The organism is Kitasatospora sp. MY 5-36, from assembly GCF_001182915.1.
Classification (GTDB): Bacteria; Actinomycetota; Actinomycetes; order Streptomycetales; family Streptomycetaceae; genus Kitasatospora.
Genome location: NZ_LFVW01001352.1, coordinates 1 through 799 on the forward strand (window position 1 = coordinate 1; position 799 = coordinate 799).

1 protein-coding gene is annotated in these 799 nt (G+C 78.3%); it reads right to left on the bottom strand.

Features of this window, described 5'->3' with window-relative positions; genetic code table 11:
• The coding region (locus tag AE652_RS42390; RefSeq protein WP_049661583.1) for a beta-ketoacyl reductase at window positions 1-799 on the bottom strand (799 nt) is incomplete at both ends.

Below are 799 nucleotides of genomic sequence, written 5' to 3' on the forward strand. Positions count from 1 at the left end.
CGCAGGGCGCGGGGTGCGCGGGCGGCGGGTGCCAGGTCGCGCAGCAGCGGCGGGAGGTCCTCGGTCCGGACGCCGGTGACGTCGAGCCTGATCGGCACCACGGCCGCGGGCTCGCCGGTGAGCGCGGCGTCCAGGAGGGCGAGGCCCTGGTCGGCGGAGAGGGGGCGGGTGCCGACCCGGGCCATCCGGGCGAGGTCGGTGTCGCTGAGCCGGCCGCCCATGCCGGCGGCCTCGGCCCACAGGCCCCAGGCGAGCGACACGGCGGGCAGTCCGAGCGAGCGCCGGTGGGCGGCCAGGCCGTCGAGGAAGGCGTTGCCGGCCGCGTAGTTGCCCTGGCCGGAGCCGCCGAGGACGCCGGAGGCGGAGGAGTAGAGCGCGAAGGCGGCCAGGTCGAGGCCGGCGGTGAGCTCGTGCAGGTGCCAGGCGGCGTCGACCTTCGGACGCAGCACGCTGTGCCACTTGGCGGCGTCCAGGGCTTCGATGACGCCGTCGTCGACGATCCCGGCGACGTGGACGACGCCGGTCAGCCGGTCGGCGAGGGTGTCGACGACGGCGGCCAGCGCGGTGCGGTCGGCGGTGTCGACGGCCTCGGCGCGGACCAGGGTGCCGTGCGCGGCGAGTTCTTCGAGCAGGTCGGCGGGCACGGCGGAGCGGGAGAGGAGCACGAGTTCCGCGACGCGGTGGACCGCCGCGAGGTGACGGGCCACCAGGCGGCCCAGGCCGCCGTTGGCGCCGGTGACCAGGACGGTGCCGCCGGCCAGCGGGGACGGCGCGTCCTGCGCGGGGGCGGGCCGGGCGG